The organism is Clostridium sp. AM33-3, from assembly GCF_003480315.1.
Taxonomy (GTDB): Bacteria; Bacillota; Clostridia; order Lachnospirales; family Lachnospiraceae; genus Brotaphodocola.
In genome coordinates, this window is the sequence record NZ_QUIV01000007.1 from 31,184 (window position 1) to 57,657 (window position 26,474).

Below are 26,474 nucleotides of genomic sequence, written 5' to 3' on the forward strand. Positions count from 1 at the left end.
GTGTTATTTAAGTGAAAGGGGTATGAATGATGGCAGAAAGAATTACTGGACATACAGAACTGATCGGGTTATTTGCGTATCCGATCCGGCATTCTAATTCACCGGCAATGCACAATGAAGCGTTTGCTTACCTTGGTCTCGACTACGCATATCTTGCGTTTGAGGTGGACAACAGTACGCTGGAGGATGCGATCAGGGGCTTTCGCGCAATGAAGCTGGTCGGAGCCAATGTTTCCATGCCAAATAAAACGGTTGTAGGTAAATATCTGGATAAGCTGTCACCGGCTGCAGAGCTCTGCGGTGCAGTGAATACCATTGTCAATGAAAATGGTGTTCTGACCGGACATATCACAGACGGTATCGGCTTTATGCAGGCGTTAAAGGATAACGATATCGATGTGATCGGAAAGAAGATGACAATTGTCGGAGCCGGCGGTGCCGCAACAGCAGTAGAGATCCAGGCGGCATTGGACGGAGTAAAGGAAATTTCTATTTTTAATCCGCACGATAAATTCTGGGACAACGCAGAGAAAACTGTCAGGAAGATCAATGAAAGAACATCCTGCAGGGCTGTTCTCTACGATCTGGATGATAAAGACCGCTTACGGGCAGAGATGGCAGATTCCTATCTGTTTGTAAACGGAACCGGTGTTGGAATGAAGCCTCTGGAAGGTCTGTCTGTCGTGCCGGATGAGTCTTATTTCAGACCGGAGCTGATCGTTGTGGACATTCCGTATTCTCCGCTGGAGACAAAGATGCGCGCAATGGCGAAAAAAGCGGGATGCAAGACCATGAATGGTATGGGCATGATGCTGTTCCAGGGCGCTGCGGCATTTAAGCTGTGGACCGGAAAGGATATGCCGATCGAGCATATGAAAGAGGTGCTGCATATCCGTTATGATGACTGAGGACTGTGCAGCGCACAGTCTTGGCATGAAAGAAAAAAGCTGGAGGAATGTGAATGAATACGGAAACGAATAGCTGGGTAGAAGTCCGCGGCGTGCGGATCGGAGAGGGCATTCCGAAAATCTGTGTGCCGATCGTCGGTACAACAAGGGATGAGATTCTGGCAGCAGCAAAATCCTTTGAAAGCGTAAAGAAGGATGTCGTTGAGTGGCGGGTTGACTGGTTCGAGGGTGTCTTTGATTTTGCACAGGTAGAAGCCGTGATGACAGAACTGCGCCAGGTGCTTGGAAATACCCCGGTCCTTTTTACCTTCCGGACCGCCAACGAGGGCGGAGAAAAGGCAATTGAGCCGGCTGCTTATGCCGAGTTAAATAAAAGGGCTGCTGCAACGGGACTGATCGATCTGGTGGACGTGGAAGCCTTTACTGGCGATGAGGTGGTAAGGGATATCATTGAGTCAGCACATGAGAGCGGCGTTGTGGTGGTAGCTTCCAACCATGATTTTGAAAAAACACCGGAAAAGGACGAGATCGTAAGACGTCTGAGAAAAATGCAGGAGCTGGGCGCAGATATTCCAAAGATCGCGGTGATGCCGCAGAGCAGAAAAGATGTTCTGACCCTGCTTTCAGCTACCGAGGAGATGGTATCAGAGTACGCAGACCGTCCGATCATTACCATGTCCATGTCTGCAACCGGGCTGATCAGCCGTCTTTGCGGAGAGTGCTTTGGCTCGGCACTGACGTTCGGGGCAGTGGGAAAAGCATCAGCACCGGGGCAGATGAATGCATCGGATCTGAGTGAAATCCTGAATCTGATCCATACAAGCTTATAGAGAAAAAAAGAAGGGCGTGTAAAAAATGAGAAATCATTTTTTACACGCCTTTTTCAGATCAGAGCATGGCTTTTCACATAGCTCAGAAACTGCTCCGCAAGCGGTGTACGGTAGCGGTTTTTCAGATACGCTATATAGAAACGGCGTTCCCAGTTTGCTTCTGTAATGTGGATGACCTTCAGGTGCATGCTGGCAAGGATCGGCATATTCGGAACAACTGCGATGCCAAATCCGTTAGCCACAAAGCCGGCAATGGTCTGGTCTTCATCAATCTCAAAGATACAGTCCGGCTGTTTTCCGCAGGCAAGAAACAGCTTATCGATCATGGGCCGCAGACCGCTTCGCCTGGAAAACAGGATCTGCGGATAATCCAGAGTCTCACAAAGCCGGATTTCTGTCCGGTCAGAAAGCGGATGATCCGGAGGAACGATGACCACGAGCTCCTGTCTGGCAACAGGGATAAAGTCGATAAGGGGTTCCTGGTCCATTCTGGAGCAAAAGGTGAAATCGTATTTCTGATTTTTTAAATCCTCCAGAAAATCTGCGGTCAGGCCGTTGTAAAAATGAAAGTCGATGGTTTTATCCGGACAGGTTGTCAGAAATCCGCGGGTCAGGCGGGGAACAAAATCAGTTCCGAGAGTGGGAAGCAGACCGATATCAAGCCGCCCGTTCCCCTGAGCGGATGACTTCAGGCGCTCGACACTGCTGTCGAGCAGCTGGAGGGTATGCTCTGCGTCTTTTAAAAAGTTTTTTCCGCATTTTGTGAGAATGACATTTCTTCCGTCTTTTTCAAACAGCTTAACTCCAAGCTCTTTTTCCAGCGCTGAGATGGCATGACTCAGGCTTGGCTGTGTGATGCACAGCTGCTCGGAGGCTTTCATGTAATGCTGAAATTTTGCAAGGGTGACAAAGTAACGAAGCTGATACAGATTCATAAAAAACGACTCCTTCCTGCAGCCAGTATAGCATAATTGATAGATTCTTTCTATGAATGCGGCAAAAAAGATACATTGGTTTTTGAAAACAGCATTACGTATAATAGAATAAGAAATTGATAGAAAAATATCAGATACAATCTGAAAGATCAGGAGGAAATATCATGTCAAACTTGCATCCAATTACAATCAGTTCCTGGACTCTGGGCGATCAGTGCAGCTTTGAAGAGCGGGTACAGGCAGCAAAAAAAGCAGGCTACGAAGGAATCGGCCTGCGGGCAGAGACCTATGCGGATGCCTTAAATGAGGGTCTGAAGGACCGTGACATTCTCGCGATACTGGAAAAATACGATATGAAGGTCACGGAAGTGGAGTATATCGTACAGTGGGCAGAGGAGCATCGCTCTTACGAACAGAAATACAAAGAGCAGATCTGCTTTCATATGTGCCAGCTGTTTGGTGTCCGCCATATCAACTGTGGTCTGATGGAAAACTATCCGGTGGAGCAGACAACTCAGAAGTTAAAAGAGCTTTGTCAGAGAGCCGGGGAATATATGATCGGAGTAGAGCCGATGCCGTACAGCGGAATCCCGGATCTGAAAAAGGCGTATCAGGTGGTGATGGCCTCCGGCTGCGAAAATGCGATGATCATTCTGGACAGCTGGCACTGGGTAAGAGCCGATCAGCCCTATGACATCCTGACAAAAGAAATTGCCAAAAAGGTGGTAAGCATCCAGATCAATGATGCCTATGAAAGACCTTATGCAGCGCCTGTTTTAAGAGATGAATCCATGCATGACAGGCTTGCGCCCGGCACGGGAGCTAAGGATACTGCAGGCTTTGTCCGCATGGTCCGCGAAGCCGGAGTATCTCCGCTCGCGGTCGGCGTCGAGGTGATCTCCGATGCCATCCTGGCGAAGGGTGTGGAGAAGGCTGCCGCCTATACATACGAGAATACCGTAAAGGTTCTTAAAGAAGCATGGCCAGAGCTTTTGAACGGAGAAAAATAAGACTGCAAATAAAATAAGATACAGAATGGAGCTACAATGAAATTCAAAGCAATGTTTCAGCCGATAGAAATTGGCAATATGACAGTGAAAAACAGATTTGTGGTGCCGCCGATGGGCAACAACTTTGCAAATACCGACGGCACGATGAGTGAACAGTCTGCAGCCTATTATGCAGAACGCGCAAAAGGAGGCTTTGGCCTGATCACGATCGAGGCAACCGTTGTCCATCCGGATGCGAAGGGCGGACCGAGAAAGCCATGTCTCTACGATGACAGCATGATCGAAAGCTTTCAAAAGGTGATCGAGGCCTGCCACAGGGAGGGGGCGAAGGTTTCCATCCAGCTTCAGAATGCAGGGCCGGAGGGAAATGCGAAGAATGCAGGGGCGCCGATCAAGGCGGCATCATCCATCTGCACACAGTGTGGAAGAGATATCCCGCAGACACTGACAACAGAGGAAATCTATCACCTGGTCGATGGCTATGCAGATGCTGCGGAGCGAGCCTGGAAGGCCGGCGCGGATGCCGTGGAAGTTCACATGGCGCATGGGTATCTGGTGAATTCATTCCTTTCTCCACGGACCAATAAGCGGGTAGATGAGTTTGGAGGATGCTTTGAGAACAGGATGCGTTTTCCGCGGCTGATCATCGAAAAGATCCGGGAACGGGTCGGAGACAGGATTGCGGTCCTGGCCCGTATCAACAGCTCTGACGAGATTTTAGGCGGAAATGACGTACATGACAGTGCCGCGATCGCAGCCTGCCTGGAGGATTACGGTGTTGATGCGCTTCATGTATCCCGGTCAGTACATATCCGTGATGAATATATGTGGGCACCGACTGCGGTCCATGGAGGCTTTTCTGCGGACCTTGTCACAGAGATCAAGCGTGCTGTGACGATTCCGGTCATCACGGTAGGCCGTTTTACGGAACCGCAGTACGCTGAACTTCTGGTGCGGGAGGGCCGGACTGATCTGGTTGCCTTTGGACGTCAGAGCCTGGCAGATCCGGAGATGCCGAAAAAAGCTCTGGAAGGACGGCTGGAGGACATGATCCCATGCATTGCGTGTCTTCAGGGCTGTGTCCCAAGCATGTATCAGGGAAAACCGCTGTGCTGTCTGACAAACCCGTTCCTCGGCCATGAGAGCGAGCAGTGGAAAACGGCAGAAACATCAAAGAAGGTGATGGTGATCGGCGGCGGTGTTGGCGGTCTGTGCGCTTCTTTTGTGGCAGCAGAACGTGGTCACAGCGTTACGCTTTTTGAAGCAGGGCATGTGCTCGGAGGGAACATGCGCCTGGCTGCTTTTCCACCTGGAAAGGGAGATATTACCAATATGGTACGCGCCTACATTCACCGCTGTGAAAAGGATGGTGTCAGGATCATTCTGGATCAGGAGGTTACCCTGGAGCTGATCCGCAAAGAAAATCCGGATGCCGTGATCGTTGCTACTGGCGCAAAGCCACTGGTTCTGCCAATTGAAGGAATTGACCAGCCGGAAATCCTCTCGGGTTCCGCTGTGCTGGATGGAACGTGCGCGCCGGGGAAAAAGGTCCTTGTTGTCGGCGGAGGAATGGTCGGCTGTGAGATCGCGGCACTCCTCGGAGAACAGGAGCATGAGGTCGATGTGATCGAGCTGCGCGGGGAAATCGGAGCAGATGTGATCAGAGAACATAAAATCTATCTGATGAAGGATTTTGAGCAATACCGGATCGGCCAGATCACAGGAGCGAAGGTGTGCCGTTTTTATAAGGATGGTGTGGAATATGAAGGTGCAGACGGTGCCAGACAGGAAGCACGCGGCTATGACAGCGTTGTGCTGGCTATGGGCTATCGGAGCTGCAATCCGTTTGCCGGTCAGATCGAAAAGCTTGGAAAAGAAGTATATGTGATCGGAGATGCACATCAGGCAAGACGTGCCCTTGAGGCAACTTCTGAGGCATATCAGGCCGCGATCCGTCTTTAACACATCAGTTTGTTTGGCAGGTTTATACCAATAACCACAATCTAAAAACTGTGACATATACAACTATTTACTTGATATCCGGAAAAACCTGTGCTATAATGGGCCTCAAGTTAAGAAAATACAGTGTTACGAAATAAAAGAAAGCGTATCCGTATTTTTCAGAGAACCTGAGGAGGACATGATTATGAAAAAGAATATGGCACTGGTTATGGCATCTATGATGGCAGCATTATCCCTCACAGCCTGCGGCGGTTCCGGCGCAGCATCTACTGCTGCGGCTGACACCAAGACTGCAGATACCACTGCGGCCGGCAGCGCAGACACCAAAGCAGCACCGGCAGACAAGATCGGTCTGGCAGGCAGCGGCAAGGAACTCATTTTCACCACTGGAGGCGACCAGGGTACCTACTACGGCTTCGGAAGTGTCATTGCCGGTCAGATCAGCGACCTGACTGACACAACCGTGACTGCCATCGTGGGAAAGGGCTCGAAAGGAAACATTGAGGCAATGGATGCCGGCGATGCGCAGCTCGGTTTTGTACAGTCCGATGTTATGGCATACGCGTATAACGGCACAAACCTTTTCGAGGGCGCCAAGATCGACGGTTTTTCCACTGTGGCAGCGCTTTACATGGAGCAGGTACAGATCGTAACCCTGGATCCGGACATCAAGACCGTGGCTGACTTAAAGGGCAAGACCGTATCCGTTGGCGATTCCGGTTCCGGTGTTTACTTCAACGCTCTGGACTGCCTGGGTGCATACGATTTAACCATTGACGATATCAAACCTACCTACCAGTCCTTCGGTGACAGCGTAGAGGCGATGCAGGACGGAAAGATTGACGCAGCTTTCATTGTGGCAGGTGCACCGACCACTGCAGTGACCTCCCTGGCAGCAACCAGAGACGTATATCTGGTAGAGCTGGATGATGAGCACATTGCAAAGCTCCAGGAAACCTCTCCCTATTACACAAAGAATGTCATCTCAAAGGATGCATACGGACTCGACAAAGACGCTACGACCGTTGCAGTCGGTGCAGTTATCATCGCGCAGGATGATGTAGATGAAAATGATATTTACAATGTGGTAGCAGGCATCTACGACAGCATCGACACCCTGGGACATGACAAGAAAAATGAGCTGGATCTTGACTTTGCAGCTTCCGTAACCGCAGTTCCGTACCATGCAGGCGCAGCGAAATATTTTGCTGAAAAAGGTCTGACCGTACCGACCAAATAAGGACGAAGGTGCGGCGGGAAGCTGTGAATAGCATGCAGCAGAACAGCGAACAGGGTGTTTCTGGAAAGGTACGCCTGAAATGGAATAGGAAGGGGATTTGATTTATGAGCTTTCTGTACAAACACAAAACAGAAGCCGCAGTGAACACGGCACCGGCAGGCGACGGCTTAACCGGAACCGCAGAAGATGTCGATGCGGTGATGAAAAAATATGACAGGGAATCCAATGTCCGTGTATGGGAGGGAAAGCCGAAAACCGTGATCCGTTTCCTGATGGCAGCATTCTCTCTGTTCTGCATCTACCTGACCCTGGTAGACAAGAGCCTCCCGGAGGTGCGCTTAAGCTTATTCTTGGCCATGATAATCGTCATCGGTTTTTTAAACTATCCGATCAAAAAAGGTCATGTCCGTGTGAACCACATTCCGTGGTATGATGTGGCGCTGATGGTGGCAGGCGCAGGCCCGTTCCTGTACTTTGCAGCCAATGCCCAGAAGATTCTGCTGACCAGCTACAGCGTCATTTCCAAAGACCCGTTTATGCTTGCGCTGGCAATTGTGGCTATTCTGGTTTTGGTGGAGCTTTGCCGTCGCTGTGTCGGTCTTCCGATCCTTTTTGTGGTAGGCGCGCTGCTCATTTACACCTTTGCAAATGTCCGTTTTGGCAAGGTCGTTTATGATCTGTTCTACACCACCAACGGTGTGATGAACACCCCGATCAACGTGTGTCAGAAGTACATTGTGGTATTCATCATTTTCGGCGCGTTCCTGGAGAGAACCAGTATCTCGGCGTTCTTCATTGATCTGGCAAACTGTGTGGCAGGTTCTTCCTGCGGCGGTCCGGCTAAGGTAGCGGTCATCTCCTCTGCGCTGTGCGGTATGGTTTCCGGTTCTTCTGTAGGAAACACCGTGACCACCGGCTCCGTGACCATCCCGATGATGATCCGGACCGGTTATAAACCGGAGTTTGCAGGCGCTGTTGAGGCAGCAGCCTCCACCGGCGGACAGATCATGCCGCCGATCATGGGCGCAGCAGCATTCCTGATGGCAGAGTATACCGGCGTTCCCTACTCCCGTATCGCAGTGCTGGCCATCCTGCCGGCTATTCTGTACTTCGCAGGTATTTACATTGCCGTACACTTAGAAGCAAAGAAGCTGGGTTTACAGGGTCTTGATAAAGACAGCCTTCCGAAATTCAGCTATTTAGTAAAGAAGCTTTATCTGCTGACTCCACTGGTAGTCCTGGTGGTCCTGGTATCTAACGGTACCCGCACCATGCAGAGCTCCGCAGCTATCGCAATCCTGGTTACCATCCTGGTTGGCCTGTTCAATGCCGATAACCGCATCACTCCGGGTAAGATCATTGACGCCCTGGAAGCAGGCGGTAAGGGAACCATTACCGTTGCCTCCGCATGTACCATGGCCGGTATCGTGGCAGGCTGCATTACCTCTACCGGCCTTGCATCCAAGCTCCTGCGCGCTATCGTATCTGCGTCAGGTGGTGTCATGATTATCGCGTTACTGCTTACCATGGTCTGCTGTATCGTGCTCGGCATGGGCGTTCCGACCACCGCAACCTACTGCATTATGGCAGCAACCTGTGCTCCGATCCTTATGAGCCCGGACATCGGCGTTGAGATGCTGGCAGCACACTTCTTCGTATTCTACTTCGGCATTGTGGCAGATATCACACCGCCGGTGGCACTGGCAGCCTACGCAGGCGCAGCCATCGCGAAGGCCGGACCGATGAAGACCGCGTTCAACGCAAGCCGCCTTGCCATCGCCGCTTTTATTGTGCCGTATATCATTGCCATGAATCCGGCAATGCTGTTTATCAACACCACGATCCCGGAGGTGGTCATGATCACCATCAGCAGCATCATTGGTATTTTTGGTGTGGCAGCAGGCTTAAGCGGCTTTGTATTCCGTGATATGAAATGGTGGGAGAGGATTCTCTGCATTGTTGGCGGCCTGACCCTTTTAGTACCGGGCAGCCTGACTGACCTGATCGGACTGGTTCTGGTAGGCGCCGTGTGCGTACTGGGATATCAGGCAGCGAAGAAAGAAAAAGAAATGCTGGCTGCATAAAATTCACAATTTAAAATATGACAAGGGTCGCGTGAGCTGAGAAAGGCAACTCACACGGCCCTTTAAGCTATCAATATTTTTATTCTGTAATTGAGCAGTATACAGGATTATTGCTGATTGAATTTCTCAAAATACAGGAATTTTTGTAAAATCAATTGCCTGAGTGCTAGTGTACTGTTTTTGTGAATGTTGGTACGTGAAAGCAGAAGCATTGTGCTGACATGCATAGCAGGTTTTAACGGAAAAAAGCAAAGGTTTAACTGCTCGTCTTTGGTCAGATCTTCCGGGAGAAATCCAACACCTAATCCTTCTGATATCATTTTTCGGATGGTATGAAGTGTTTCAACCTCGTAGGTGATTGAAGGAAAAAAATGATTGCAGGAAAGAGCGTCCTGTTCCATTTTCCGAAAAACATTGTTTCCTTTCGTCAGCAGAAAAGGAGTCTGATCGAGCATAGGGAAGGAAAATGTTTGATTTCGGATAGCAGAAACAGCAGGATGGCTTGCCGGAAGTGACAAAAAATAAGCTTCCCGATGAAGAAGTATTGCCTCTGATTGGAGCTTTTCTGGTGTGTGGGTAGCTGTAATTGCGAGATCAGCGAATCCATGTTCCAGATATTCTTCAGCCATAGAAACAGATCCGACCGTAACTTCCAATGAGGTGTGTGGAAATTGTCTGACAAATTCAGGCTGAATATGGGAACGGAAAAAATACTGTACTTTTGGAGATAAGATCAAGTGGATGACTTGCTGCTGTTTGGCTTTTAGTCGTTCCAGTGCTTTCATTCCTTTTTTATATTCCTGTAGAAGCGCATGTGCTCCGTTCAGATAAAGAATACCTTCCTCTGTCAGGCGCATTTCCCGGTTATCCCAGACAAACAGGTTCACACCAATTCGCTTTTCTAAAATCTTTACTTCTCTGGAAAGTGTAGACTGTGACATGAAATTTTTTTCTGCAGCCCGGGTTACACTTTTCAATTCTGCAATGTCGATCAAATATTCTAATTGTTTTATATCCATTTCAAATCAGTCCTTGTCCTTCTATCTGCTTGATTCATAAATTCTTCACGGAATTTTTCAATTAGGGGATCACAATCCATCTGATATAACGGATTTACAGACAACTGTTCTGTAAGAAGATAGATGAGATAGCGCTCTGGAAAACTTAAACGGTGATTGGAATTCCAGAGAATCCCGGATGTGATCCGGAAGGAAGAATGAATCCGGAAGAAATGCAGATCCGGGCATTGTGTTGCGTAAAGTCTTGGAAGTATTCCGATACCGAGTCCGGAACGAATCAAAGTGGAAAGTATGGTAACATTGGATGTCTGATATGCAATCATAGGCGAAAAATCACAGCGGGCAAATTGTTCGGCACATACCTGACCAATCGAAGTGTCAGGTGTCATCATGATGAATGGGGAATCTGCAAATTGGTTCAGGCTGGCAGTTGCGGGGAAATCAGGATTTGCGGAAGCTTTCCCGGCCATGCGGTGATATGGCGGAACTGCGAGCAAAAGCTCTTCGTGATGGATGGGGGCAAATAAGAAATGATCACGGTCATTTTTCAGGGCGGTGCTGACGATCAGGGATACTTGCCGGTTTTTCAGGTATTCCCGAAGCTGGTTTGTATAACCTTCCTGAATAGACAGTTTGATTTGCGGAAACTGATGGATAAAAAGTGGATACAATTTTGCTATTTCAGCGGCACCACGATGTGGGGAAATACCAATGGAGAGATACTCTGTCTGGGCAGTGTGCAAAAGGTTCATGGAGCTGAGGGTTTTTTCCTGAATTTCCTGCATACGCCGTGCCATATCAAGGTAAAGAAAACCAGCAGGGGTAGGATATAGCTTTTTCCGGTAGCGCCGGAATAATTCCATACCAAGTTCTCCTTCCAGATTGGAAAGATATTTACTCAGCGCGGGCTGAGAGATTCCAAGTTTTTGGGCGGCACCGGAAAGATTCTGACAGGAAGCGATTTCTAAAATATAAGGCAGTTGCTCTAATTTCATAAAGACTCCTTTTCCATAACTTTTATACATAGTTTATATAAGCTTCGTGCGATTGTCAATCGTCAGTTGGAAGCATAAAATAAAACTAAAGTTCCTGCTTACACCACATGATAATAATGCGAAGGAGGAATTTGATATCTGCAGATAAATGAAATAAGAGTGTGAATGTGGTGAAAAATTACAAAGGAAAATATTGGAGGGAGAGATACGATGGAGAATATGAATCTGTATATTGTTGTTGGCGTGCTGATCTTTATGATCATCATGTTTTTACTGCAAAAAGCTACGTATGGCGTAACTGCCATGACCAGCGTTGCAATTCTGGTACTTACCGGAGTGCTGGATTTCACGACGGCGTTTTCTGGCATCATCAATAAAAATACCATTCTTGTTGCAACGGTAATGGTAGTAGGAAACGCAATTGGAAAGACAAGTGTGACCAGAAAAATAAAAGCAGGAATCAACCACCTGAAAGGAAAAAGCGGATTGATCCTGATGCTGGCCATGTTCGGATTTACGATACTGTTGTGTCAGGTTATGGGACAGGTTGCAGTTCTCACGATCATGTTTGTTTTTGTTCAGACTCTGGATGATGATGGAGAGGTGTGTTCGTCCAGAATGCTGTATCTGATTGTTGCAATGCTTTGTGCATGGACCGGACGGTTCCCTGTTGGAATGGGTGCCGCATTGCCGATGCAGGCCAACGCTTACTATGAAGGTATGGTGACAGACCCGGCACAGACACTTGGCATGTTTGATATGACAAAAGTAGCTATCATTCCGGCATTGGCCTTAACAGTGTATTCTTTATTTGCGTGGAGACTTTTACCGAAAACTACGTTGGACAGTTCGGCGGTAAAAACAAACCAGAGCGCACAGAAAGAAGAAACATCAATCTCTGGATTTCAGGAATTTATTGTATTTGCAGTATTTTTTGCGGTAGTGATTGGATTCCTTTTTTCAGATTTACTTGGAAATCAGGCATATATGATTTCTGTTGTAGGTGTGCTGCTGATCATCTATACAAAGACGATGAAACGCGAAGAAGTTGTAGAAATCATGACAAGCGATATGGTATGGATGATTGCCGGCATGCTGGCTATGTCTTCGGCCCTTAGCTCTTCTGGTGCAGGAGAAGCAATTGGAAATTTTGTATTGAATATTCTTGGGGAAAACCCAAGTGGTCTTAAGGTTTTAACTGTTTTTGGAATAACAACCGTAGTTATGACAACATTTTTATCCAACACCGGAAGCATGGCAGTATTAACTCCGATCGCGGCAAGTACTGCATTGGCTGGTGGTATGGATCCGAGGGCGGTAGTGCTGGTTGTAAATGTTGCTTCCTGGTTTGCGCTTGCTTTTCCAACTGGCTGCGCTGCCGGAACCATGGTTTATGCAATTGGTAAATACGATCCGATTAAGCTGTTGAAATTTAACATTCCATATCTGATTATTGCTGTTGCAACATTGATTTTCAGTACAAATCTGTTTTTCCCGGTATATGGTTAAGCAAATAAAAGGAGGAAGAGAAAGATGGCATTAACAAAAGAAGAGAGAGAAAAATGGCTGGCAGTTCTCGACAGAACCGGAGGAAGAAAAAAAACGGGACGTGAAGGCCGTGTAATTCCGGAAGATTATAAACAGTGGAAACAGTATACGGAACGCAAAGAAGTTGTGGTTGAAGTTCCATCTGTGGGTGTTCCGGTAAAATGTTATATCACAATGGCAAAAGACCGGAAAAACGGATGCCCGGTTCATGTCAACATGCATGGCGGCGGATTCATTTTCCTTCAGGACGGGGATGATGATCTGTATTGTGAACACTTGGCTGCGCGGATTCATGGAATTGTTGTAGATATTGATTACGCAAGCTCTTTAGATCATGCTTATCCGGTTGCGTTTGAACAGTCTTACCGCGTTGTAAAGTGGGTATTTGAACAGTGTGAATCCTGGGGGGCTGATCCGAAAAAGGTTTCCATTGGTGGACACAGCGCAGGTGGTTGTCTGGTAGCAGCAATCTCCCTGAAAGCCGCACAGACAAAGGATTTTAAAGTATGCTTACAGGTGCTCGACTATGCAGCAAATGACAACTATATGCCAATGACCGATACAAGCGGAAAGTCAGACCGCTCCCAGGCGTTTTCCATGCTTTATGCGGATGGAGACGAAGAACTCTTAAAACAGCCATTTGTATCACCGGTATTCGCGACTACGGACATGATGGAGAATCAGCCGGAAACGCTGATTGTCAATGCGCAGAATTGTCCGTTCTGTCTTGCGAATGAAGAGTACGGAAGAAAACTGGTTGAGGCCGGTGTTACCGTGACAATACGCAGATTCCGGGAGAGCCATCATGGATTTACCGTAAGAATGAGTGATGAATGGAAAGAAGCACAGGAACTGATCATCCGCCAGATTCTTTCTACAAAGTAACAATTTAAATATATGACAAGGCCCGTATGAGCTGCCTTTCGGCAGCTCATACGGGCCTATTAAAATCTACAACTCAAAGAGTGTAATTCTTTGTCCTATGATGCAATGACAGCACATACCGCAGTTGTTTTTACCAGATATATGATGTTATCACTGGCAAGCCGGGAATCCAACGATAATCGTTCTCTTGGCGAACTCTTTTTATACTTTTCTGATGAGATGTCTGATATCACATGGATATAGGCATTTCAAATGCTGCTTCAAATGTTTAGGACAATGCTTATGGAAAATACCGAGTTGTCAGATGAGAAAATCAGCGAATTGGTGGATGCGTTTATCAATGCACTTCCGATAATGCTGAAAACTCAGCTACAGGCTGCATAAAGCTGAACATTGATAACCGAATAACTGCCAGATATTGAGTTTTCAAGGTGCATAGCTAAAATTTATGTGCGAAGTTTGAGTAATATATAGAAATCGGATAAAAACTCCTTTTTTGCGCATACTATGTTCAGAATGAATGGCGCAGGAAAGGAGTTTTTTTATGCAGGTGGGAAAAGCAAGCTTGCGTTTTGAGCATCCTGCTTTTGTGGCCTCCTGGGCTTCGGTCGCGGGAAAGAAGGAAGGGCAGGGGCCGCTATCGGGCGGGATTGATGTCATCGAGCAGGATGAGATGTTTGGAATGGAAAACTGGGAACAGGCAGAGAGTGCCATGCAGAAGCAGGCGGCAGATCTGGCTCTGGAGAAGGGGAATATCCATCGGAGAGAGGTGCGTTACCTCTTTGCAGGGGATCTTCTGGGACAGCTGATTGCCACTTCCTTCGGTACGGTAGATCTGGAAATTCCGCTGTTCGGCCTTTACGGAGCCTGCTCTACCATGGGAGAGGCGCTGGGCCTGGGGGCCATGTGCGTAAATGCCGGATATGCGGACCGGGTGCTGACCCTGGCTTCCAGCCATTACGCAACGGCAGAGAAGCAGTTCCGTTTTCCGCTGGGATACGGGAATCAGAGGGCACAGAGCGCCACCTGGACTGTGACCGGGTGCGGGGCGGTAGTGCTTGGAAAGAATAAAACCCGTGTCGCCGTAACCGGCATCACCACCGGAAAGCTGGTGGATATGGGAACCAAAGATTCCATGAATATGGGCGCCGCCATGGCCCCGGCGGCCTGGAACACCATACGGCAGAATTTTGAGGATTTTAGCGTGGATGCCTCTTACTATGACCGCATCATCACCGGAGATCTGGGTGCAGTGGGACAGAAAGCCCTTTTGGATTTTATGAAAAGTAGCGGGTATGACATTACCGGAAAGCACATGGACTGTGGACTGGAAATTTACGACCGCGGTGAGCAGGATGTCCACTCCGGAGGAAGCGGATGCGGCTGCTCTGCGGTAACGCTGTGTGCCCGTATTCTGCCGAAGCTGATGCGTGGTGAGTGGAGCCGGGTGCTGTTTGTGCCCACCGGCGCACTACTATCTACTGTCAGCTACAACGAAGGTCAGAGCATCCCGGGAATCGCCCATGCGGTGATACTGGAACGGATGGAGGTGTGAAAGAAATGGATAGTAGTATGAATGAAATAATTATGGAACTGGTCCGGGCATTTCTTGTGGGCGGCATCATCTGTGCCCTGGTACAGGTTCTATTGGACCGCACAAAAATGATGCCGGGCCGGGTCATGGTAACACTGGTTGTGACCGGCAATATCTTAGGCTGGCTTGGGCTTTATGAACCTTTTCTGAAATGGGCCGGAGCCGGAGCCGGGGTGCCGCTCCTCGGCTTTGGCAATACTCTGTGGAAAGGAGTAGCAAAAGCCGTGGGAGAGGAAGGCCTCGTTGGGATCTTCAAAGGTGGCCTGACAGCCGCCTCTGCAGGGATCGCCGCGGCGCTGGTGTTCGGGTATCTGGGGGCGCTGGTGTTTCAGCCGAAGATGAAGGAATAAAAAGAGGCTGTCGCAAAATTTTGCGACAGCCTCTTTTATATAATACAGAAAATCAGTCCACAATCACACCGCCCTGATCTGCGCTTCTCGCGTGCAGCGCATACCGCTTCAGATATCCGTCCACCTGCTTTGGCTCATAGCGGAAAGCAGCTCTTCTGCGGGCAAGTTCTTCGTCGGATACGTGGAGCTCCAGCTTTTTGTTCGGGATGTCAATCTCGATTTCGTCACCGTCCTCAATGAGGGCAATGGGGCCTCCGGCTGCGGCTTCCGGAGAAATGTGGCCCACGAAGCAGCCGTTGTTGGTGCCGGAGAAGCGGCCATCGGTGATGAGGGCGGTGCACTTGTTTAAACCCTGGCCGTAGAGTAGCTTCATCGGCTTGAACATTTCCGGCATGCCCGGAGCGCCTTTTGGGCCCTCATAGCGGACTACCACTACATGGCCTGGCTTGATGAGCTGTTTGGCAATGGCATCGCTGACGGCGTCCTCGCTGTCGAAGCAGATGGCTTTTCCGATGAAATGGCGTACTTCCTCCGCAACAGCAGCAGGTTTTGCCACAGCGGTGTCCGGAGCCAGGTTGCCGTGCATGATGGCAAGTCCTGCCAGGGTGGAGAATGGCTTCTCCAGGGAGGTGATGACCTCCGGATTCTTCGGGTAGAGACTGCGGCAGGCTACAGCGTTTTCACCGATGGTCTTGCCGGTCACGGTCATGCAGTCATTATACAGAAGCGGCTTCATCTGGCGCTGAACCTCCGGGATGCCGCCTGCTTTATAGAAATCCTCGGCGTCGAATTCCTTGGAAGCCGGATTGATGCGGCAGATGAGTGGGATATTGTTTCCGTATTCCTCAAACCATCCCATGACAGTCTTGGAATCCAGTCCAATCTCATGGGCAATGGCGAGGGTGTGGATAACACAGTTGGTGGAACCTCCAGTTGCCATAAGGACCATGATGGCATTGCGAATGGCCTCCGGAGTCAGGATATCCCGGGAGGTGATGCCGTTCAATACCATGTGGACTGCCGTCTCGCCGGAGAGAAGTGCTGCACGGATCCGGTCATTGTAAACAGCCGGGATAGCAGCGGAGCCAGGCAGGCTTAGGCCAAGAGCCTCTGCCATGCAGCACATGGAGTTGGCGGTTGCCATATGCTGGCAGGAGCCAACGGTCGGGCAGCAGAGCTCGGTGATATCCTCCAGAACATCGTGGTCAATCTTGCCAACCTGATACATACCGTAGGCCTCCTCGATGGAGGTGGAGTCCGATTTGCGCTTGCCGCCGAAGGCCTGACCGCCCAGCATACAGCCGCCGGCCAGGAAGATACAAGGAATATCCAGCCTTGCAGCTGCCATCAGCATGCCAGGAACGGTTTTGTCGCAGGAACCGATGAGCACGAGACCGTCCAGCCGGTGTGCCCGTGCCATGGTCTCAATGCTGTCTGCCACAAGCTCGCGGGATGGCAGAGAGTAGCGGGCACCGCTGTGGGTGGTGCAGACACCGTCGCACACGGCAATACAGCCGAACTCTACCGGCGTGCCGCCTGCGCGGTAAACACCGTATTTCACCTGTTCGGCCAGTTCCTTCAAATGGCGGTGTCCGGGAACAATGTCCGTGAAGGAATTGCAGACACCGATGATGGGACGGGACATGTCATCGTTGGAGAAGCCGTTTGCCTTGTAAAGGGTGCGGCAGGAGATGAGACTGTCCGGGAGAAATGTACCGGATTCAAATTTCTTTTGCATATGAATACCTCCTGATAATTATTTATTCAGATTAAGCTAATCCCGTCCGGGGCCGTTCGATACAGCCGAAGATGGTCGGATGCTGGCGCCTCCCGGACCAAGACCGGGAACTACGCCCGGTCCGCTGGAACTGTCAGAATCATTTTCATCCGGCCCCAGGTAAGACGGGTCAATAGTCACACTGGTGTGTCCGGGGCAGTGACCGGTTGGCATTGCATATTTGGAATCATCGGTCTCGCCTTCCTCTCCGGCAGGTAGGGCAATGCGTACCCTGGAGGTCTTCGGACAGTTAGTACCAGGAAGAAGTCCGGTGACGCTGCATACGGTAGTGAGCACATGGGTGTTGCACATTTCTGTCGGGACGGTTCCTTTCGCGAAATATTCCGTATAGACCGCATTTCCGCGCGGATCGTGGGAGCAGACACCCGGAATGGCAAGCTTACCGGATTTGCGGCAGATCTCTGCGGTCTCCACGCTGTCCGGAACGGTGAAGCCGGGATCACTTAAGCCCTCGTGAACGCGGGTCATGATCTTGCGCCAGATATCCTTGTGGAAGGATGTGCCGCCGTTCTGGCCGCTGAGCTTCTGGTTTTCATCGCAGCCGCCCCATACGCCGGCGGTGTAATAAGGGGTATAGCCGATAAACCAGATATCGTTATTGTTGCTGGTGGTACCGCTCTTGCCGGCTGCAGACATATTTGGAAGTGCTGCACGGGTGCTGGTAGAGCTGACACTGACACCGGAGCTTGCAAAAATACGGTTGGCCTGCATGGAATCTTCCATGGCATCGGTCAGAAGGAATGCGGTGGAATCCTTCAGGACCCGGTGAGTTTCCGGTTCATTGTCAATAAGCAGCTTTCCGTCGTGGTCGAGGATTTTGGTAAAGAATACCGGTTTGGTGTAAAGGCCGCCGTTGGCAATGGAAGCGAAGGCCGCGGTCAGCTCCAGGTTGGTCACACCTTTTGTGATGCCGCCCAATGCGGTAGCCGCGTTCATGTCGGTATCGGTCAGGGTGGTAATGCCGAAGTTTTTGGCGTATTCCACACCCAGCTGAGGGCTTACGGTTTCCATCATGGTGCGAACTGCAACAATGTTCATGGAGTAGATAATACCATCGCGGATACTGGAGTAGCCGAGATAACCCTGCTTGTACCAGTTTTTAAACGTTTTTCTCCCGACGGTGAACGGCGCGTCATAGTAGACGCTCCCCAGGGTGGCACCGCAGGTATCGAGCGCCGGGGCAAACGCCGTGATGACCTTGAAGGTGGAACCAGGCTGTCTGGTGGTATCGGTTGCACGGTTTAAGGTCAGACTTGCTGTCTTGGTGCCGCGGCCGCCGCTTATGGCCTTGACCTGTCCGGTCTTCTGGTCCATGATGACGAAAGATACCTGTGGCTGCAGCACCTTGCTGGAGCGTTCGCCGATGATGGTATCGCCCTGCTGCAGAATGGCTGCCTTATAGGCCTCAATGTCTGTATCTGCCTCCGCTTCGCTGTTGTAAAGACCCTCCCAGCCTGCGTTCAAAGTGGAGGCGTGCCAGGATTTTAAGTTCTTTTCAGAGAAATGCTCGGTAGTGCCGTCTGCGTGAGTCACGGAAAGACGGTATTCCAGGCTGTAGCGGGCAGCGGAATAGTTGGAAGGATCATTGACCTCTTCATCTACAATGGCCTGAAGAGCCGGATCCTGGGTGGTGTAAATCTGAAGCCCTCCGCTGTAGAGCAGGTTATGAGCCTGGGTTTCCGTGTAGCCAAGCTTTTCCATCAGTGTATCTTTTACCTGCTGGGTCAGCTCATCGGTGAAGTAGCTGTACGGAGTAGAGTTCTCTTTGGAGACATTATCCACCATCTGGATACGGTCATAGACGTCATCTGCCAATGCCTCTTCCTGCTGCTCTTTGCTGATATAGCCCTGTTCAAACATGTACTGCAGGATGACCTTGCGCTTTTCCGCGTTGGCTTCCTGACCGCTGATCGGGTTTAAACGGGATGGGTTCTGGGTGATGCCTGCAATGACTGCACACTCAGAGAGCGTCAGGTCAGAAACATCCTTATTAAAGTAGCGGCGGGCTGCGACTTTGACACCCAGGGCGTTATTGCCTAAGTTGATGGTGTTTAAGTAGTTGGTTAAGATCAGCTTGCGGTCCATGGATTTGGTGAGCTGCAGGGCAAGGTACTGCTCCTGCAGCTTTCTTTCTAATTTGGCTCCGAAGCTTGTCTCCATTCCGCCGTTAAACATGTTGTTCTTGATAAGCTGCTGGGTGATGGTGCTTCCGCCTCCGCGGTTTTCACCGGTCAGTACGCCGACTGCTGCACGGGAAATAGAACGCAGATCGATGCCGTTGTGGGTCCAGAAGCGGGAGTCCTCTATGGCAACGAATGCGTTGATCAGGTCCTTGGGAAGCTCATCGAAGGTTGCTTCTTCCCGGTTTGAGCCTGCTGTTACCAGGGTGTCGGTTAAGTTGCCTGTGCTGTCATATACCGTTGTGGCATAGCCGATGGGGACGATGCTGTCCACATTGAGCTCCGGGGCATTGTCGATGATACCCATGACAATACCGATGCCGATGCTGGATATGACCAGAACGCAGAACAGACAGAGCACGCAGCAGGTCTTTATAAAGGTAAGAAAAATCCGGGAGCGGTATTTGTCGCTTCGGGAGTTTGCGGCCTGCAGACGCTTTTCTGTCGCATCTTTTCCATAATTCATATGGGAATCCTCCTTTGTTGTGGGAATTCTTCGTATAAAAATCCAATTTACGTGATTTGAGTCACCTGCTTGTTTTGCCGTTTTCCGTAACCGTGCAGGCACGTTTCCGGCTTTCTGGTGCTCGTTACATTATATCAAAATGCCCCTTACAATGCAACCATAGCGCTGTTTGTGGCATTCGATGCACCCAGGTCCGAGAAATACATGAACCGTAATATTTCTTGCCAGAACCGTTTTTTATTGGTAAGATAAAGAACGAAACCAACGAATAAGTCAATTTGTGTTATATAGGAAGTATACCCATGATGGAACGATATAAAATCCTTTTTGATGGCGGAGAGGGCGAACTGACCGAGAAAAAGTCCCGTTTCATTGCCACCACAAGACCGGTGGAGAGCGAGGAAGAGGCAGTTGCCTTTATTGATGAAATGAAAAAGAAATACTGGGATGCCAGACATAACTGTTCTGCTTATGTGATCGGCGAGCGGGGACAGGTGCAGCGCTGCAGTGATGACGGAGAACCGGCACAGACTGCAGGCCGTCCAATGCTGGATGTGCTTCTTGGCGCGGAAGTGAAGAATATCTGCGTCGTGGTGACACGTTACTTTGGCGGAACTCTTCTTGGCACCGGAGGCCTGGTCCGCGCCTATTCCGGCGCAGTCCAGGAGGCGCTGAAAAACAGCGTCATTGTGGAGAAATGTCCGGGTGCAGAGCTGAAGATCCATACGGATTACAACGGCATCGGCAAGATCCAGTACATCACCGCCCAGATGGAGATCCCGGTTCTGGACACCCAGTATACCGATGCGGTGGATGTGGTCTGCATGGTGCCGCTGGAAAAAGAGGGCTCCCTGGTGGCCCAGATTACCGAGAAAACGGGTGGCAGGGCAGTGATAACACGGGAAAAAGAGTGCTACTATGGCTTTGCGGGTGGCGAGCTGGTGCTGTTTTAAATTTTAAACAGAAAAATGCAATGCAATGCGGAAAAAACGCTTGCAATCCGTTGAACAGAATGCTATATTTATAAATTGTGATAAGTGACGTGAACTAAGGACCTGGCAACAAGTCCTTAGTTTTTTTGTAAAGCTGATGCAAATGTGCGCTGCGCATTTGCGCCAAAAGAAAGAGGAAGATTACGATTATGAAAATGAAGAGAGAAGACATCCGTAACATCGCGATCATTGCCCACGTTGACCACGGTAAAACGACCCTGGTAGACGAGCTGTTAAAGCAGAGCGGTGTATTCCGTGCGAATCAGGAAGTGGAAGAGCGTGTCATGGACTCCAATGATATCGAGCGTGAGCGCGGAATCACCATCCTTTCCAAGAATACCGCTGTTTTTTATAAAGATAAAAAGATCAATATCATCGACACCCCAGGACATGCAGACTTCGGCGGCGAGGTTGAGCGAGTTCTGAAGATGGTAAACGGCGTTATCCTGGTCGTAGACGCTTACGAGGGTCCGATGCCGCAGACCAAATTCGTTCTGCAGAAGGCCCTGGAACTGGATCTGTCCGTTATCGTCTGCATCAACAAGATCGACCGCCCGGAGGCAAGACCGACTGAGGTGATCGACGAGGTATTAGAACTGTTCATGGATCTGGACGCTTCTGACGAGCAGTTAGACTGCCCGTTTGTATTTGCATCTGCCCGTGCCGGCTTCGCAAAGAAAGAGCTGGACGATCCGGAAGTAGATATGAGCCCGCTGTTTGAGACTATCGTCAATTATATCCCGGCTCCGGAGGGAGATCCGGACGCAGACACCCAGATGCTGATCAGCACCATCGACTACAACGAGTTTGTTGGCCGTATCGGTGTCGGCAAGATCGACAACGGAAGCCTGAAGGTAAACCAGGACTGCGTGATCGTAAACCATCATGATCCGGATAAGATGCGCAGAGTCAAGATCGGTAAGCTGTACCAGTTTGACGGCTTAAAACGTGTTGAGGTCCAGGAAGCAACCATCGGTGATATCGTTGCGGTATCCGGCATTGCAGATCTGCATATCGGTGATACCATCTGTTCCCCGGAAAACCCGGAATCCATTCCGTTCCAGAAGATTTCCGAGCCGACTATCGCCATGAACTTCATGGTCAATGACAGCCCGTTAGCAGGACAGGAAGGTAAGTTCGTTACCTCCCGCCACATCAGAGAGCGTCTGTTCCGCGAGCTGAACACCGATGTCAGCCTGCGGGTTGAGGAAACCGAGTCTCCGGACTGCTTCAAGGTTTCCGGCCGTGGTGAGCTGCATCTGTCTGTCCTCATTGAGAACATGCGCCGTGAGGGCTTTGAGTTTGCGGTCAGCAAGGCTGAGGTTCTTTACAAATACAACGAGCGCAACCAGAAGTTAGAGCCGATGGAGCTGGCTTACGTGGACGTTCCGGAGGAGTTTACCGGTGCAGTTATCCAGAAGCTGACCTCCAGAAAGGGCGAGCTGCAGGGCATGAGCCCGGCAAACGGCGGTTATACCCGTCTGGAGTTCTCCATCCCGTCCAGAGGTCTGATCGGTTACCGCGGTGAGTTTATGACCGATACCAAGGGTAACGGTATCATCAACACCATATTTGACGGCTATGGCCCGTACAAGGGAGACTTAAGCTACCGCAAGACCGGTTCCCTGATCGCTTACGAGAGCGGTGAGACCATTACCTATGGTCTGTTCAACGCACAGGAGCGCGGCATCCTCTTTGTAGGACCGGGCGAGAAGGTTTACTCCGGTATGGTCATTGGCCAGAACCCGAAGACTGAGGATATCGAGGTCAATGTCTGCAAGACCAAGAAGCTGACCAACACCCGTTCCTCCAGTGCCGATGAGGCATTAAAGCTGGTTCCGAAGAAGATCATGAGCCTGGAGCAGTGCCTGGAGTTCATCGATACCGATGAGCTGCTTGAGGTAACTCCGGAGAACCTGCGTATCCGCAAGAAGATCCTGGATCCGACTATGCGTAAGAGAGCATCCTTCAAAAAATAAATACTGCCAGATCCCCCAAAATCTGGTGTGGATTTTTTCAGTCAGGCTATTTCTCGCCACACAACTCCTTCTCTGTTGAGAGGGCGGTTGTGTGGCATTTTTGTATGATAGGAAATTGCGTCCTATCATACAAAAACGCTCCGCGAGGATGCGCACTCGGCGCAAAGGCAGATGGTTGCCGAAGCACCCGCGCCTCGGCGCGAGAATGTGCCTTGGCACATTCTTTTTACTGTGCGCGTTTTGCCGCCATTTGTCGAGCGAATCACTGAATAAATTTTCTCATTTTCCCATAAATATGATAATAGCTGAAAGCTAAATGAAATGGGAAGAGGAGAGAAAATACTATGTCAGAAAAAGTGATTGAAAACAATAAAGTCAGTGTGATCGGGGAAATCATTTCCGGATTTACCTTCAGTCATGAAGTGTTCGGAGAAGGCTTTTATCTGGTGAATGTGGCGGTGAACCGTCTGAGTGAGCAGGCTGACATCATTCCGCTGATGATTTCCGAGCGGCTTTTAGATGTAAAGGAAGATTACATTGGCTGCACGGTGGAGGCCATTGGCCAGTTCCGTTCCTATAACCGCCATGAGGGCATCAAGAACCGTCTGGTGTTGTCTGTGTTTGTCCGCGAGATCCATTTCATGGAGAAGTTTACGGATTACACCAAGACAAACCAGATCTTTCTGGATGGTTATATCTGTAAAGCGCCGGTGTACCGGAAAACGCCGCTTGGCCGTGAGATCGCGGATCTTTTGCTGGCCGTAAACCGTCCCTACGGCAAATCTGATTACATTCCGTGTATTGCCTGGGGCAGAAATGCCCGGTTTGCATCCGGCTTTGAGGTTGGAACCCGGGTGCGGGTCTGGGGCCGTGTCCAGAGCCGGGAATACACAAAAAAGCTCAGTGAGACAGAGTGTGAGAAGCGTGTGGCCTATGAAGTTTCCATCAGCAAGCTAGAGGAGGGGGAACCGGAAAACGAAACTGCGTAACAGATTTACTTGCAAACGGCGTGGGAATGTGGTAGGATAAGGACGCTTGTATCAGAGAGATCAATGATTCTGACGGAGCGGTCTGTGTGAACAGGAAGTTCCCGAATGCTAAGAAAAACAGAGGTGCAAAAGCGATGAGTACAGGAAGACTAGAGGTCATCTGCGGCGAAGACAGCTCAGGAAAGACAGCGATGGCCCTTGGCAGGGCGCTTCAGGCGCTCACAGAGCAGAAAACCGTGATCGTGATCCAGTTTTTGAAAGGCAGTGAAAAAACTGGAAATCTGGAAGTGCTAAAGCGAATGGAGCCGGAACTCAAAGTATTCCGGTTTGAAAAGTCAGACCGTTATTTTGCGGAGCTGAGCGACGCGGAAAAGAAAGACGAAGAGATCAATATCCGCAATGGTTTAAACTATGCGAAGAAGGTACTGACCACAGAAGAATGCGATCTTCTGGTGCTTGATGAGGCCCTTGGCCTGGTGGACCAGAATATTGTGACGGAAGAAGAAATGTCGGGTATCTTAAGCTGCCGTGACCAGGTTCAGGTCATTGTGACCGGCAAGGTACTGCCGGAAGGTCTCAGCCGCATTGCAGATAAAGTTGAGACAGTGGATTGCTGCAAATAAGACGCAGTAAACTTGACAATTAAATAGGTTGATGCTAGTATTATACATAAACAGGCAAGTAGAGGTTGCGCGAAGCATGAGTAAAGGATCTGATGCACCAGAAGCAGAAGATGATTCCTGAAAGGGTGGGCGCCGAAGATACAGGACGGACTGGACGTCATTTATCTGGGTACAGGGTGAACAATCCTGTAACTGTCATCCGACCGGATGGAGAGCTACTTAAAGCAGAAAGCACATAGCGACTTTAAGGGGCTGACTGAAATTTGTCAGTCCCTTTTTTACGCCGTTACAAACACATAAGGAGGAAAAAATCATGGCTATTTTTGAGGGCGCAGGCGTTGCACTGGTAACCCCGTTTACAGAATCTGGAGAGGTAAATTATGAGAAACTTGAGGCACTGTTAGAGGAGCAGATCGCAGGCGGTACCGACGCGATCATTGCATGCGGCACTACCGGTGAGTCTGCTACCATGAGCCATGAGGAGCATCTGGATGTCATCCGTTTCACCTGCAAGGTAGTAAACAAGCGTGTCCCGGTGATCGCAGGTACCGGTTCTAACTGCACAAGAGAAGCCATCCATCTCTCAAAAGAGGCTGAGAAGGCCGGAGCAGACGGATTGCTGCTGGTAACTCCGTACTACAACAAGGCAACCCAGAATGGCCTGATCGCACATTATACCGCTATCGCAGAGTCGGTAGGTATTCCGTGTCTGTTATACCATGTTCCGACCCGTACCGGTCTCACCATGAAGCCGGAAACCATCGTAAAGCTCTGCCGTGAGGTTCCGAACATTGTCGGTGTAAAGGAGGCAAGTGGCAGCTTCTCCGCAATCGCTGAGATCATGCATCTGGCAAACGGCTGCGTAGACCTCTACTCCGGCAACGATGACCAGATCGTTCCGCTGCTGGCTATGGGCGGAAAGGGCGTTATTTCCGTTCTGTCCAACGTAGCACCGAGACAGACTCACGAAATCTGTGAGAATTTCTTCAAGGGCGATATCCAGAAGAGCTGTCAGATGCAGCTGGACGCTATCCCGTTAATCAATGCTCTGTTCTGCGAGGTTAACCCGATTCCGGTAAAAGCAGCGCTGAACATGATGGGAAGGGAAGCCGGCCCGCTCAGACTTCCGCTGACTGAGATGGAGCCGCAGAATCAGGAACGCCTGAAAAAAGCAATGCAGGAGTACGGAATTCTGTAAAGAATAAAAATTGCACGGGAGGACTGATTCAAATGGTTAAAATGATTATGCATGGCTGCAATGGCGCCATGGGACGCACCATCACCGGCCTTGCCAAAGAGATGGACGGTATTGAGATTGTAGCGGGAATTGATGTAAATCCGGTTGTATTAAGTGACTATCCGGTATTTGCTTCTTTAGAGGAATGCAATGCAGAGGCAGATGTGATCGTAGATTTTGCATCCGCAAAGGCAGTGGATCATTTGTTAGACTACTGCGGCGCGCATAAGATGCCGTTAGTGCTGTGCACCACCGGACTTTCTCCGGAGCAGATTGAGAAAGTGAAGGAAACCAGTAAAAAGACCGCAATTCTGCGTTCTGCCAATATGTCCCTGGGTATCAACACCCTCATGAAGCTGGTGCAGGACGCAGCAAAGGTTTTGGCAAATGCCGGCTTTGACATCGAGATTGTGGAGAAGCATCATAACAAGAAGCTGGATGCGCCGAGTGGCACTGCACTGGCCCTGGCTGATTCTATCAACGAGGCTATGGATGAACGTTATCATTACAAATATGACAGAAGCACAGAGCGTGTACGCCGTGACGAGAACGAAATCGGCATTTCTGCCGTGCGCGGCGGCACCATTGTGGGTGACCACGATGTGATCTTTGCAGGAACCGATGAGGTAATCACCTTCAGTCATACTGCTTACTCCAAGGCTATCTTCGGAAAAGGAGCACTGCAGGCTGCGCTGTTTCTGGCAGGAAAAGAGCCTGGAATGTATGATATGCAGGATGTGATCGGCTGAGCAGCCGGCAAAAAGGCAAGTATGCCGTGGAGCAACAAACAGGAAGACACCGCCTTAGGTTAAGCGTAAGGCGGTGTCCTTCGCTTTTCCATAGGAGGAAT

21 protein-coding genes and 1 riboswitch are annotated in these 26,474 nt (G+C 49.9%); of the genes, 16 read left to right on the forward strand and 5 right to left on the reverse strand.

Annotation, left to right across the window (positions count from 1 at the left end):
* The first annotated feature begins 29 nt into the window (after nt 1-29).
* Together DW819_RS05705 and aroD are read left to right on the forward strand one after the other, a co-directional pair.
* Nucleotides 30-908: a shikimate dehydrogenase gene (locus tag DW819_RS05705; protein WP_118732453.1), complete on the forward strand. Its 879-nt coding sequence runs from the start codon at nt 30-32 to the stop codon at nt 906-908.
* Between the two features lie 53 nt (nt 909-961).
* Nucleotides 962-1,738: a type I 3-dehydroquinate dehydratase gene (gene aroD / locus DW819_RS05710; protein WP_118732454.1), complete on the forward strand. Its 777-nt coding sequence runs from the start codon at nt 962-964 to the stop codon at nt 1,736-1,738.
* 53 nt (nt 1,739-1,791) lie between these two features.
* On the opposite strand, the gene DW819_RS05715 is transcribed toward aroD, so the two are convergent.
* Nucleotides 1,792-2,673 (reverse strand): LysR family transcriptional regulator, encoded by an 882-nt coding sequence (locus tag DW819_RS05715; RefSeq protein ID WP_118732455.1) that lies wholly within the window; start codon nt 2,671-2,673, stop codon nt 1,792-1,794.
* Nucleotides 2,674-2,837: 164 nt separating this feature from the next.
* On the opposite strand from DW819_RS05715, the gene DW819_RS05720 reads away from it, so the two are divergent.
* The 4 genes from DW819_RS05720 to DW819_RS05735 all read left to right on the forward strand — a co-directional run bounded on the left by DW819_RS05720 (nt 2,838) and on the right by DW819_RS05735 (nt 8,969).
* A complete protein-coding gene (locus tag DW819_RS05720; protein ID WP_118732456.1) occupies nt 2,838-3,683 on the forward strand; it encodes a sugar phosphate isomerase/epimerase in 846 nt (281 codons plus the stop codon).
* A 36-nt stretch (nt 3,684-3,719) separates the two neighbouring features.
* Nucleotides 3,720-5,645, forward strand: coding sequence for an FAD-dependent oxidoreductase (locus DW819_RS05725; protein WP_118732457.1), 1,926 nt, complete (start codon nt 3,720-3,722; stop codon nt 5,643-5,645).
* Between the two features lie 184 nt (nt 5,646-5,829).
* A complete protein-coding gene (locus DW819_RS05730) occupies nt 5,830-6,885 on the forward strand; it encodes a TAXI family TRAP transporter solute-binding subunit (RefSeq protein WP_118732458.1) in 1,056 nt (351 codons plus the stop codon).
* 104 nt (nt 6,886-6,989) lie between these two features.
* Nucleotides 6,990-8,969, forward strand: a complete 1,980-nt coding sequence (locus tag DW819_RS05735) for a TRAP transporter fused permease subunit (RefSeq protein ID WP_118732459.1) — start codon at nt 6,990-6,992, stop codon at nt 8,967-8,969.
* A gap of 107 nt (nt 8,970-9,076) precedes the next feature.
* Here the strand turns inward: DW819_RS05735 and DW819_RS05740 are convergent, their stop codons facing one another.
* Together DW819_RS05740 and DW819_RS05745 are read right to left on the reverse strand one after the other, a co-directional pair.
* Entirely contained in the window at nt 9,077-9,988 is a 912-nt protein-coding gene (locus DW819_RS05740) for a LysR family transcriptional regulator (protein ID WP_118732460.1), read from the reverse strand.
* Nucleotides 9,979-10,983 (reverse strand): LysR family transcriptional regulator, encoded by a 1,005-nt coding sequence (locus DW819_RS05745; RefSeq protein WP_182432574.1) that lies wholly within the window; start codon nt 10,981-10,983, stop codon nt 9,979-9,981. The genes DW819_RS05740 and DW819_RS05745 overlap by 10 nt, the downstream gene beginning before the upstream one ends.
* Nucleotides 10,984-11,193: 210 nt before the next feature.
* On the opposite strand from DW819_RS05745, the gene DW819_RS05750 reads away from it, so the two are divergent.
* The 4 genes from DW819_RS05750 (at nt 11,194) to DW819_RS05770 (ending at nt 15,360) form a co-directional block, all read left to right on the forward strand.
* Nucleotides 11,194-12,492, forward strand: coding sequence for an SLC13 family permease (locus DW819_RS05750; RefSeq protein WP_243025626.1), 1,299 nt, complete (start codon nt 11,194-11,196; stop codon nt 12,490-12,492).
* A gap of 24 nt (nt 12,493-12,516) precedes the next feature.
* On the forward strand, nt 12,517-13,416 hold the full coding sequence (locus DW819_RS05755; protein WP_118732462.1) for an alpha/beta hydrolase fold domain-containing protein: 900 nt from the start codon (nt 12,517-12,519) through the stop codon (nt 13,414-13,416).
* 544 nt (nt 13,417-13,960) lie between these two features.
* Complete coding sequence (gene spoVAD / locus DW819_RS05765; RefSeq protein WP_118732463.1) at nt 13,961-14,971, forward strand: stage V sporulation protein AD; 1,011 nt, start codon at nt 13,961-13,963, stop codon at nt 14,969-14,971.
* Between the two features lie 32 nt (nt 14,972-15,003).
* Nucleotides 15,004-15,360 (forward strand): SpoVA/SpoVAEb family sporulation membrane protein, encoded by a 357-nt coding sequence (locus DW819_RS05770; RefSeq protein ID WP_118732553.1) that lies wholly within the window; start codon nt 15,004-15,006, stop codon nt 15,358-15,360.
* Nucleotides 15,361-15,412: 52 nt separating this feature from the next.
* Here the strand turns inward: DW819_RS05770 and ilvD are convergent, their stop codons facing one another.
* Both ilvD and DW819_RS05780 read right to left on the reverse strand, forming a co-directional pair.
* On the reverse strand, nt 15,413-17,098 hold the full coding sequence (gene ilvD, locus DW819_RS05775) for a dihydroxy-acid dehydratase (protein ID WP_118732464.1): 1,686 nt from the start codon (nt 17,096-17,098) through the stop codon (nt 15,413-15,415).
* A 36-nt stretch (nt 17,099-17,134) separates the two neighbouring features.
* Entirely contained in the window at nt 17,135-19,804 is a 2,670-nt protein-coding gene (locus DW819_RS05780; RefSeq protein WP_118732465.1) for a transglycosylase domain-containing protein, read from the reverse strand.
* Between the two features lie 302 nt (nt 19,805-20,106).
* On the opposite strand from DW819_RS05780, the gene DW819_RS05785 reads away from it, so the two are divergent.
* From DW819_RS05785 to dapB, 6 genes are all read left to right on the forward strand, one after another.
* Nucleotides 20,107-20,757, forward strand: a complete 651-nt coding sequence (locus DW819_RS05785; RefSeq protein ID WP_118732466.1) for a YigZ family protein — start codon at nt 20,107-20,109, stop codon at nt 20,755-20,757.
* A 188-nt stretch (nt 20,758-20,945) separates the two neighbouring features.
* On the forward strand, nt 20,946-22,775 hold the full coding sequence (typA, locus tag DW819_RS05790; protein ID WP_118732467.1) for a translational GTPase TypA: 1,830 nt from the start codon (nt 20,946-20,948) through the stop codon (nt 22,773-22,775).
* A gap of 344 nt (nt 22,776-23,119) precedes the next feature.
* Nucleotides 23,120-23,764, forward strand: coding sequence for a single-stranded DNA-binding protein (locus DW819_RS05795; RefSeq protein ID WP_118732468.1), 645 nt, complete (start codon nt 23,120-23,122; stop codon nt 23,762-23,764).
* Nucleotides 23,765-23,898: 134 nt separating this feature from the next.
* Entirely contained in the window at nt 23,899-24,387 is a 489-nt protein-coding gene (locus DW819_RS05800) for a cob(I)yrinic acid a,c-diamide adenosyltransferase (RefSeq protein WP_118732554.1), read from the forward strand.
* Nucleotides 24,388-24,438: 51 nt separating this feature from the next.
* A riboswitch (Lysine riboswitch) is annotated at nt 24,439-24,613 on the forward strand.
* Between the two features lie 87 nt (nt 24,614-24,700).
* The gene (gene dapA, locus DW819_RS05805) at nt 24,701-25,585 is read left to right on the forward strand and encodes a 4-hydroxy-tetrahydrodipicolinate synthase (protein ID WP_118732469.1); all 885 of its coding nucleotides are present in this window, start codon (nt 24,701-24,703) and stop codon (nt 25,583-25,585) included.
* Between the two features lie 32 nt (nt 25,586-25,617).
* Complete coding sequence (dapB, locus tag DW819_RS05810; protein WP_118732470.1) at nt 25,618-26,373, forward strand: 4-hydroxy-tetrahydrodipicolinate reductase; 756 nt, start codon at nt 25,618-25,620, stop codon at nt 26,371-26,373.
* Nucleotides 26,374-26,474: the final 101 nt, after the last annotated feature.

What these genes read in the sequence shown, in the direction of transcription:
- DW819_RS05705 (WP_118732453.1), top strand. Translation starts at nt 30, where the DNA reads ATGGCAGAAAGAATTACTGGACATACAGAACTGATCGGGTTATTTGCG.
- aroD (WP_118732454.1), top strand. Translation starts at nt 962, where the DNA reads ATGAATACGGAAACGAATAGCTGGGTAGAAGTCCGCGGCGTGCGGATC.
- DW819_RS05715 (WP_118732455.1), bottom strand. Translation starts at nt 2,673, where the DNA reads ATGAATCTGTATCAGCTTCGTTACTTTGTCACCCTTGCAAAATTTCAG.
- DW819_RS05720 (WP_118732456.1), top strand. Translation starts at nt 2,838, where the DNA reads ATGTCAAACTTGCATCCAATTACAATCAGTTCCTGGACTCTGGGCGAT.
- DW819_RS05725 (WP_118732457.1), top strand. Translation starts at nt 3,720, where the DNA reads ATGAAATTCAAAGCAATGTTTCAGCCGATAGAAATTGGCAATATGACA.
- DW819_RS05730 (WP_118732458.1), top strand. Translation starts at nt 5,830, where the DNA reads ATGAAAAAGAATATGGCACTGGTTATGGCATCTATGATGGCAGCATTA.
- DW819_RS05735 (WP_118732459.1), top strand. Translation starts at nt 6,990, where the DNA reads ATGAGCTTTCTGTACAAACACAAAACAGAAGCCGCAGTGAACACGGCA.
- DW819_RS05740 (WP_118732460.1), bottom strand. Translation starts at nt 9,988, where the DNA reads ATGGATATAAAACAATTAGAATATTTGATCGACATTGCAGAATTGAAA.
- DW819_RS05745 (WP_182432574.1), bottom strand. Translation starts at nt 10,983, where the DNA reads ATGAAATTAGAGCAACTGCCTTATATTTTAGAAATCGCTTCCTGTCAG.
- DW819_RS05750 (WP_243025626.1), top strand. Translation starts at nt 11,194, where the DNA reads ATGGAGAATATGAATCTGTATATTGTTGTTGGCGTGCTGATCTTTATG.
- DW819_RS05755 (WP_118732462.1), top strand. Translation starts at nt 12,517, where the DNA reads ATGGCATTAACAAAAGAAGAGAGAGAAAAATGGCTGGCAGTTCTCGAC.
- spoVAD (WP_118732463.1), top strand. Translation starts at nt 13,961, where the DNA reads ATGCAGGTGGGAAAAGCAAGCTTGCGTTTTGAGCATCCTGCTTTTGTG.
- DW819_RS05770 (WP_118732553.1), top strand. Translation starts at nt 15,004, where the DNA reads ATGGAACTGGTCCGGGCATTTCTTGTGGGCGGCATCATCTGTGCCCTG.
- ilvD (WP_118732464.1), bottom strand. Translation starts at nt 17,098, where the DNA reads ATGCAAAAGAAATTTGAATCCGGTACATTTCTCCCGGACAGTCTCATC.
- DW819_RS05780 (WP_118732465.1), bottom strand. Translation starts at nt 19,804, where the DNA reads ATGAATTATGGAAAAGATGCGACAGAAAAGCGTCTGCAGGCCGCAAAC.
- DW819_RS05785 (WP_118732466.1), top strand. Translation starts at nt 20,107, where the DNA reads ATGATGGAACGATATAAAATCCTTTTTGATGGCGGAGAGGGCGAACTG.
- typA (WP_118732467.1), top strand. Translation starts at nt 20,946, where the DNA reads ATGAAAATGAAGAGAGAAGACATCCGTAACATCGCGATCATTGCCCAC.
- DW819_RS05795 (WP_118732468.1), top strand. Translation starts at nt 23,120, where the DNA reads ATGTCAGAAAAAGTGATTGAAAACAATAAAGTCAGTGTGATCGGGGAA.
- DW819_RS05800 (WP_118732554.1), top strand. Translation starts at nt 23,899, where the DNA reads ATGAGTACAGGAAGACTAGAGGTCATCTGCGGCGAAGACAGCTCAGGA.
- dapA (WP_118732469.1), top strand. Translation starts at nt 24,701, where the DNA reads ATGGCTATTTTTGAGGGCGCAGGCGTTGCACTGGTAACCCCGTTTACA.
- dapB (WP_118732470.1), top strand. Translation starts at nt 25,618, where the DNA reads ATGGTTAAAATGATTATGCATGGCTGCAATGGCGCCATGGGACGCACC.